Annotated in this window: 7 protein-coding genes and 1 pseudogene; 2 read left to right on the forward strand and 6 right to left on the reverse strand. The window is 45.2% G+C overall.

Annotation, left to right across the window (positions count from 1 at the left end; all coding sequences use genetic code 11):
- A pseudogene (locus B9J87_RS12565) lies at nucleotides 1–600 on the reverse strand (transketolase); the annotation flags it as partial.
- 75 nt (nucleotides 601–675) lie between these two features.
- The gene (gene tal, locus B9J87_RS12570; protein WP_026027792.1) at nucleotides 676–1,626 is read right to left on the reverse strand and encodes a transaldolase; all 951 of its coding nucleotides are present in this window, start codon (nucleotides 1,624–1,626) and stop codon (nucleotides 676–678) included.
- A 455-nt stretch (nucleotides 1,627–2,081) separates the two neighbouring features.
- Here tal and B9J87_RS12575 point away from each other — a divergent pair, with 455 nt between their 5' ends.
- Nucleotides 2,082–3,083: a sugar-binding transcriptional regulator gene (locus B9J87_RS12575; protein WP_094151052.1), complete on the forward strand. Its 1,002-nt coding sequence runs from the start codon at nucleotides 2,082–2,084 to the stop codon at nucleotides 3,081–3,083.
- Between the two features lie 64 nt (nucleotides 3,084–3,147).
- Here the strand turns inward: B9J87_RS12575 and B9J87_RS12580 are convergent, their stop codons facing one another.
- From B9J87_RS12580 to moeA, 3 genes are read right to left on the reverse strand one after another with little or no spacing between them, the layout of a single operon-like run.
- A complete protein-coding gene (locus B9J87_RS12580; RefSeq protein WP_176429524.1) occupies nucleotides 3,148–4,032 on the reverse strand; it encodes a sulfurtransferase in 885 nt (294 codons plus the stop codon).
- Nucleotides 4,033–4,053: 21 nt separating this feature from the next.
- Nucleotides 4,054–4,803 (reverse strand): molybdopterin-synthase adenylyltransferase MoeB, encoded by a 750-nt coding sequence (gene moeB / locus B9J87_RS12585; RefSeq protein WP_017045530.1) that lies wholly within the window; start codon nucleotides 4,801–4,803, stop codon nucleotides 4,054–4,056.
- Between the two features lie 8 nt (nucleotides 4,804–4,811).
- On the reverse strand, nucleotides 4,812–6,047 hold the full coding sequence (moeA, locus tag B9J87_RS12590) for a molybdopterin molybdotransferase MoeA (RefSeq protein WP_017046934.1): 1,236 nt from the start codon (nucleotides 6,045–6,047) through the stop codon (nucleotides 4,812–4,814).
- A gap of 152 nt (nucleotides 6,048–6,199) precedes the next feature.
- Here moeA and folE point away from each other — a divergent pair, with 152 nt between their 5' ends.
- The gene (folE, locus tag B9J87_RS12595) at nucleotides 6,200–6,853 is read left to right on the forward strand and encodes a GTP cyclohydrolase I FolE (protein WP_013867838.1); all 654 of its coding nucleotides are present in this window, start codon (nucleotides 6,200–6,202) and stop codon (nucleotides 6,851–6,853) included.
- A gap of 114 nt (nucleotides 6,854–6,967) precedes the next feature.
- On the opposite strand, the gene msrB is transcribed toward folE, so the two are convergent.
- The gene (msrB, locus tag B9J87_RS12600) at nucleotides 6,968–8,101 is read right to left on the reverse strand and encodes a peptide-methionine (R)-S-oxide reductase MsrB (protein WP_013867837.1); all 1,134 of its coding nucleotides are present in this window, start codon (nucleotides 8,099–8,101) and stop codon (nucleotides 6,968–6,970) included.
- Between the last annotated feature and the right edge of the window lie 104 nt (nucleotides 8,102–8,205).

The following is an 8,205-nucleotide window of genomic DNA, read 5'->3' on the forward strand; positions in this document are numbered from 1 at the left end:
GTCATCAGAGAACCAGCCTTCCACATGACCATCGATAGAGATGCCGTTGTCATCCCAAAACGCAATCAGTTTGCCAAGGCCCAGTGTGCCGGCCAGAGAACACGCCTCGTGCGAGATGCCTTCCATCAAACAGCCATCACCCATGAATACATAAGTGAAGTGGTCAACAATGTCGTGACCCGGTTTGTTGAACTGCGCCGCCAGTGCTTTTTCAGCCATCGCCATGCCGACCGCATTGGTAATACCTTGGCCTAGTGGGCCCGTGGTGGTTTCAATGCCCGGCGCGTAACCGTATTCTGGGTGACCTGGTGTTTTTGAGTGCAATTGACGGAAGTTTTTCAAATCATCAATCGACAGCGCGTAACCGCTCAGGTGCAATAAAGAGTAAATCAGCATTGAGCCGTGGCCGTTTGACAGCACAAAACGGTCGCGGTCAGCCCATTGTGGGTTTTGTGGGTTATGGTTTAAGTGGCTACGCCAAAGCACTTCAGCGATATCCGCCATACCCATCGGTGCACCAGGGTGACCAGAGTTAGCTTGTTGAACACCGTCCATACTAAGAGCACGGATGGCATTGGCTAATTGTTTACGTTCCATAATAATTACCGACAAATAATAGAGTTAGAAAGGAAAGGGGAACGTTAATCGTTCCCCAAATTTTAATTCGTAAGTGGATTACAACTTGGCTGCAATCATGACTTCAAGTTTGCCTTGGTCAATGGCAAAGTTACGGATGCCTTCCGCTAATTTTTCTACGGCCATTGGGTCTTGGTTATGTTCCCATAGGAACTCTGCATGGGTCATTGCTGCAGGGCGTTCTTTGTTACCTTGAGAGTCAACCAGTTTTTCAACCACTTCACCTTCAGCTGCTTCGAGTTCTGCCAGTAAAGAAGGGGCAATAGTCAAACGATCACAGCCTGCTAACTCTAAAATTTCACCGATATTACGGAAGCTTGCGCCCATCACGACTGTCTTGTAGCCATGTTCTTTGTAGTAATTGTAAATAGCAGTCACGGACAATACACCAGGATCTTCTTGCGGTGCAAAATCACGGCCTTCTTTGGCTTTATACCAATCCATAATACGGCCGACGAATGGAGAAATCAGGAATACGCCTGCTTCTGCACACGCGCGTGCTTGAGCAAAGGAGAATAATAGAGTCAGGTTACAGTTGATGCCTTCTTTTTCAAGGATCTCTGCTGCGCGAATACCTTCCCAGGTTGAAGCCAGTTTGATCAAAATACGGTCGTTAGTAATGCCAGCATCGTTGTACATTTTGATCAGTTGGCGCGCTTTTGTCACGCTACCTTCCATATCATAAGAGAGGCGAGCATCGACCTCGGTAGAAATACGCCCTGGAATCGTTTTTAAGATCTCTTTACCGATATTGACAGCAAGCATGTCACAAGTATCTTGAACTTGTTGAGCCTTGTCTGAGCTCTGTGTTTTTGCGTATGCGATAGAAGCATCAATCAGTGGCGCGTATTCTGCAATTTGAGCCGCTTTAAGAATGAGAGATGGGTTAGTGGTCGCATCTTCTGGTTGGTATTTTTTGATTGCGTCAATTTCACCAGTGTCAGCAACAACAGTCGTCATTTTACGAAGTTGCTCTAATTTATTGCTCATATCGATCATCCTATTTCTTTGGGCCAAGCCAGATTTTGAGTTTGCTGGGCATTTGCAAGCGGGTTAGCAATCACATAGTCATGTCTTACACATGCCAGAAAAGCTAACTCAATTATTTCCAGCGACCGAACATTTGCGTTGAACATTTGCTCGATCGTTGAGTAAATGATGTAGCCATATTTATCTTATCCACTGGGAAAGTCAATCGCTGTTCTGAGGTTATAGTGATATCAATCAACTATTTTTTTGTGAATTAATCTAAGTGCTGATAAATAAACGTTTGCTTAGATTTATCAAGGGTTGAAAGCGAACGTTACTGTGCATTGATTAGAGTGAGAAAATGTAATTTCCGTGAGCAAATGTTGCAAAGTAAATGAGGCTTAACCTATGCTAGGTCAATGAGCAAATGCTCAATTGTCGTTATTCTGCGCACAATATTGACGATGAGATCCCGTATGACCACTCCCAATCAAGACATTTCTATCGAAAATACTGACTTATTAACTGAAATTTCAGTGGCTTATTACCAAGATGGTGCAACTCAAGAAGAGATTTCGAAAAAGTTTTCTCTTTCACGAGCCAAAGTAGGACGAATGCTTAAACAGGCACGCGATGAAGGGATTGTCGAAATTACGGTGAAATATCACCCTGTTTTTAGTGCCAAAATTGAGCAGCGACTGATTGAACGCTTTGGCGTAAAACGTGCGCTGGTTGCTCTTGACCAACCTAGCGAAGAGTTGCAGCGCCAACAAGTGGCGGGGTTGGTTTCCAATTACCTGACCAGTACGCTAAAAAACGGCATGGTTGTGACCGTTGGTCAAGGCCGAAATGTATCGGCCGTGGCGCATCATATTGGCGTGATCACACCGCGAGAGTGTAAGTTTGTCTGTAGTATTGGTGGCATTCACCCAAGAGGTGGGATGTTTAATGCAGATCATATCTGTCGACAACTGGCCAAAAAATATGGTGGAAGCTCTGAAACGCTTTATGCGCCTGCCTATGCTGAAAATCGCGAACAAAAATTAGCGTTTATGCAAAATGCAACCGTCAAACAAACCTTAGATTTAGCACGTAAGGCAGACATTGCGTTAGTGGGTATCGGGGATATGAGTGAAAACAGCTACATGGTCGATCTCGGTTGGTTTACCGCCGATGAAGTGGTGCAGTCGCGTTTACAGCAAGGTGTGGTGGGGGATTTCGCTGGTTATGATTTTTTTGATATCCACGGTAAAGCTGCCAATACGGTGATGAGCGATCGTGTGATTGGCTTAGGGATTGACGAATTTCGACCGATTGCTGAGGTGATCGCTATCGCGGCGGAAAACAGCAAACCTTTAGCGCTGCTTGGGGCGCTACGCACCGGTGCAATTGATGTGATTGCCACCAGCGTAAGCAACGCGTTAACGGTACTGAATTTAGATGAGCAGATGAAAACCGTCACAGAATCGTCAGTTTGAATTTAACCTATATAATCCTTATGACATGAATCAATCCCCACGACGGTGGGGATTGATTCAGAGACTAAAGCTCAATAGGCAGCTCAGTGCGCTGCCCCCATTCTGTCCACGAACCATCGTAAACGCACAGTTTTTCGTAGCCGCAAATTTGCGCAGCCAGCAGCACAATACAGGCGGTTACGCCTGAGCCACAACTGAAAATGTATTGCTCTTTTCCAGCAGCCAGCGTCGCTTGCATAATAGGTTGTAGATCTTGCGGTGATTTAAGCTTATGCCCATTCATCAACTCTGTAAAAGGTAAGCAAATAGAGTGAGGAATATGGCCGCTACGTACGCCTTCTCTTGGTTCTTTCACTTGACCCAAAAAACGGGCTTGTGAACGTGCATCAACAGTTAAGCTCTCTGGGTTCTCTATTTGTGCAAGCACATAGTCTGCGTTCACAAAATAGCGAGGATCGAGCGTGCCATGGAAGTTTCCGTGTTTAAAGGCATGTGTGTACTCTTTTACAACGGGTAAACCTTGGCGTTTCCATTCGGTTAATCCACCATCAAGAACGTATACCGACACATGTCCCATCGCTTTGAGCATCCACCATGCCCTCGGTGATGCAAACGTCCCGCTATTGTCATAGACAACGACGATCGAATCGTGGTTTAAACCGATCGATTGTGCTAATTGGTTAAAGCGATCTTCACTAGGCATCATATGAGGTAGTGGCGATTGTAGGTCACAAAATTCACCATCATAATCAAAGCGGCGAGCGCCGGGAATGTTATGCAGAGTATCTTTCTCAGTTTCACTGGGAATTTGGAATTCAATACTGCAATCAAGAATAACGGTGCGCGGGTCGCCTAACTTTTGTGCTAGCCATTGGGGGGAGACGAGTGGTGACATGAGTTTAACTCTCCTATTGTGTGGGCTGATGCGGTGGACGAACGAGAAAGACATTATTGAGTCTTTGTCGTTCATTTACTGGCAAGTCTGGCAGTGAGCGAGTTTGATTAAGTTCATTTCTCTCCACGTCATTGAAAGAGCGTCCAACATCAAAATTTTGCCTTGTTTTACCTGCCCATATTGAGCGATCACTTTGATCGCTTCCATCGCTTGTACCGCGCCAATAATCCCGACGACAGGGGCCATTACGCCCGCTTCGACGCAAGTGAGTACGTTACTACCAAAAAGAGCGCTTAAACATTGGTAACAGGGCTCGTCTGGGTGCTGATACATAAACACGCTGACTTGCCCTTCCATACGAATCGCGGCACCAGATACCAGTGGTGTTTTAGTTTGAAAGCAGATTTTATTCAATTGGTTACGAGTATCAAGGTTATCTGATGCATCCAGCACCAAAGAATGCTGTTCAATTAATGCTTTCAATTGTGCATCTTCAAGGCGTTGATCAACGGTATTTACCGTTAAATACGGGTTAAGCATACGCAGTGACTCTGCCGCTGAGTCCACTTTTTTACGTCCAATATCGGCATCGCTATGCAGCACTTGGCGCTGTAAATTAGAGAGCTCAACCACATCATCATCGATGAGCGTGAGTGAACCAACACCTGCCGTGGCAAGGTATTGGCTTGCAGCGCAGCCCAATCCTCCTGCGCCAAGAATTAAAATAGAGCTTTGTTTAAGTGCTTCTTGTCCTTCAAAATCAAACTGTTTGAGAATGATTTGTCGGTTGTAGCGCAGTAGCTCTTGATCAGATAGGATCTCCATAGTGATCCTTAGTACAAGCTGGGATTAAAAAGTTGGATATTGACGGTTTCGCCCACTTCCACTCGGCCACGATCTTGCTCTAACACCACAAAACAGTTGGCGAGGCTCATCGAACGAAATGCTCCCGAACTTTGATTTCCGGTAGTTTCAACAACAAACTGGCCATTTTCAATTGTGTAAATACCGCGTTGGTAGTCAGTACGGCCCGGTGATTTTTTAAAGGCATTTTTAGTGATGGCTGGAATGGACTCCGGTGCTTTCCACTGAGTGTGTCCAGCCAATTTAGCCAGCATAGGTTGCACCAAGACGTATAGGGTTAATACGGCTGAGACGGGGTTGCCAGGTAAGCCACAGAACCAAGCATGATCTAATGTTCCAAATGCAAACGGTTTGCCCGGTTTTATTGCCAGTTTCCAAAAACCGATTTCTCCGAGTTCTTGCAAAATATCTTTGGTATAGTCAGCTTCGCCTACACTTACGCCGCCAGAAGTAATAACCACATCGGCCAAATGTTGAGCTTTATCAAAGGTAGCTTTTAAAGTGGCAGGGCAATCAGCAATGATCCCAAGATCAATCGCTTCACAACCAAAATTCTCAATTAATGGTTTAATGCCATAACGATTGCTGTCATAGATTTGCCCCTCAGCAAGAGGTTCACCGAGTGGTTTTAGCTCATCTCCAGTTGAGAAAAAGGCCACTTTGGGTTTACGAAAAACGGTCACATGGCTGATGCCGAGTGTGGCAATCATTGGGATATCACGCGAAGTCAAGCGAGCCCCTTTATGTAGCACTACATCGCCTTGTTTGATGTCATCACCAGTGGGGCGAATATTTTGCTGAGGCTTCGCATTCGGCTGTAGAAAGCAGATACCATTTTCGTTTTCGGTCGTTTGCTCTTGCATGATCACCGCGTCGCAACCAGCTGGAATTTTCGCGCCAGTCATAATTCGCACGCAACTGTTGGCTGGCCACGGCCCTTCAAATGGAAGACCGGCAAAAGATTTGCCAGCCAGCGGCAGGGTGGTTGACTGTTGCAGGTCAGCTAATCGAATAGCGTATCCATCCATCGCTGAGTTATCGAAAGGCGGCACAAAAATGGGTGAGAGTAACTCTTCGGCCAACACATAGCCTAACGCGTCGGCTAGCGGTAGTTTCAGCGTCGTTTGGATGGGTTTGATATTCGCTAGCATTGTCTCTAACGCTTGTTCGATAGGCATTAAGCCCGGTGAATCACAACAGCCCATGGTCGGTTCCTATAGCTTTTTTCTTTGCGAGGACTTTATCATACATTGCTTACGGGCAATAATGACCATCCTTAAAATATGGATGTAATTATTCAAAATTCCGAGTATCCTTGTCTGCCATCCGAAAGGGGTAAAAAGTAAGAGGAATCGGAATGCTAGGTCTTAGCGAATCAGCAAAGTTGGTCAAAGATGCGCTAGAGAGCCGAGGTTTGGAAACGCCTATGCGTCCAAATGAGGTTACTCGTGAAGAAAAGAAAGAAAAAATCGAACACCATATGCGTGAGATCCTCACACTACTCGGTCTTGACCTGACCGACGACAGTTTAGAAGAGACGCCCCATCGAATTGCGAAAATGTATGTGGATGAAGTGTTTTCTGGCCTTGATTATCAAAACTTCCCCAAAATTACTGTGATCGAAAACAAGATGAACGTCAGTGAAATGGTGCGCGTAAAAGAGATTACCGTGACCAGCACCTGTGAGCATCATCTAGTGACTATCGATGGTAAAGCCGCGGTGGCGTATATCCCAAGAGGCAAGATAATTGGTCTTTCTAAGATTAACCGTATTGTACGTTTTTTTGCTCAGCGCCCCCAAGTTCAAGAGCGAATGACACAGCAGATTCTGGTGGCTTTGCAAACCTTACTCGGTTCAGACGATGTCGCGGTCACCATTGATGCCACTCATTACTGTGTTAAGTCACGTGGTGTTATGGATGCGACCAGTGAAACGACCACCACAGCATTAGGCGGTATTTTTAAATCTAACCCTGCCACCCGCGCCGAATTTTTCCATGGTTTACATTAATCGAATCTCAGTTGAGTCCATCGATTAACGTTGATCAACTAAAAAAGCCCTCGCAAGTGAAGCCGAGGGCTTTTTCGTTTTACCATGCACGCTTTATTGAAACAGAGCCAAATTTTATTTAAACAGAACCAAGTACTCGCCATAGCCTTCAGCTTGCATCGCCTCTTTTGGTACAAATCGCATCGCGGCAGAGTTCATGCAGTAGCGTAAGCCGGTTGGTGCTGGTCCATCCTCAAAGACATGACCTAGGTGAGAATCTGCAAAACGGCTGCGCACTTCGGTTCTGGTATAAAAAAGCCGAGAATCGCTTTTGGTCGCAATATACGCTTCATTAATTGGCCGAGTAAAACTGGGCCAGCCCGTACCAGAACGGTATTTGTCGGTAGAAGAGAATAATGGCTCTCCGCTGACTACATCGACATAAATACCATCGGCTTTGTTATCCCAATACTCATTGTTAAATGCGCGTTCAGTACCTTCTTCTTGCGTCACGTAATATTGCAAATCAGTCAATTTGGCGCGTATCTTTTCATTCGAAGGTTTGGTGTATACCTTAACGTTGTTTTGCATTTTTTGTGCTTCGATCAATTGACGTAAGGTTTTTGGATGCTCATTACGATCTTTACCGAAGATGGTATCAAGATATTGGTCACGTCCGGAAGCATGACGGTAGTAGGTGTAACGTACTTTGCTCTTTTTATAAAAGTCTTGGTGGTACTCTTCAGCAGGCCAAAATTGGCTATATTGAATCAGCTCTGTTTTGAGCGGCTTTTTGAAGATCCCTAGCGCATCGATTTCTTGCATAAAACGCTGCGCGGTCTGCTTTTGTTCACTGTTGTGATAAAAAATGGCAGGCCGATACTGTGGGCCTCTATCAACAAACGAGCCTTGATCATCTGTCGGATCAATGTGGCGGAAAAAATGATCCAATACATTTTCGTAGCTGACAACTTGCGGATCAAAGGTCACTTGAATCACTTCAATGTGGCCCGATTTTCCTGATGAGACTTGTTTATAGGTAGGGTTTTCAAGGCTGCCACCCGCATAACCAGAGACAACGCTAATGACACCGTTGAGTTTTTCAAGATCAGATTCTGTACACCAAAAACAGCCCCCAGCTAATGTCGCGATTTGCTGATTACCAATGCTGGGCATGGTTTTAGGCTGAGTTTCTGCTTGGCTAAATAGCGAAAACAAAATAGGCACAATAAGCGCTATTGAGAATATAAAGGGAGTAAAACGTTTCATAACCGACCTTACTTATTTTTTATTGATACTGGTAAAGAACGGTGAAAAGCGCAAAAAATTACAGAGAAAGAAAACAAATAGCGTGAAGAAAACCTTGCTGAGCC

This window comes from Vibrio sp. V19_P1S1T109 (genome assembly GCF_002241375.1).
GTDB lineage: Bacteria > Pseudomonadota > Gammaproteobacteria > Enterobacterales > Vibrionaceae > Vibrio > Vibrio anguillarum.

Excerpts from the sequence above, each read along its gene's own strand:
- tal (WP_026027792.1), bottom strand. The coding sequence starts at position 1,626 with ATGAGCAATAAATTAGAGCAACTTCGTAAAATGACGACTGTTGTTGCT.
- B9J87_RS12575 (WP_094151052.1), top strand. The coding sequence starts at position 2,082 with ATGACCACTCCCAATCAAGACATTTCTATCGAAAATACTGACTTATTA.
- B9J87_RS12580 (WP_176429524.1), bottom strand. The coding sequence starts at position 4,032 with ATGTCTTTCTCGTTCGTCCACCGCATCAGCCCACACAATAGGAGAGTT.
- moeB (WP_017045530.1), bottom strand. The coding sequence starts at position 4,803 with ATGGAGATCCTATCTGATCAAGAGCTACTGCGCTACAACCGACAAATC.
- moeA (WP_017046934.1), bottom strand. The coding sequence starts at position 6,047 with ATGGGCTGTTGTGATTCACCGGGCTTAATGCCTATCGAACAAGCGTTA.
- folE (WP_013867838.1), top strand. The coding sequence starts at position 6,200 with ATGCTAGGTCTTAGCGAATCAGCAAAGTTGGTCAAAGATGCGCTAGAG.
- msrB (WP_013867837.1), bottom strand. The coding sequence starts at position 8,101 with ATGAAACGTTTTACTCCCTTTATATTCTCAATAGCGCTTATTGTGCCT.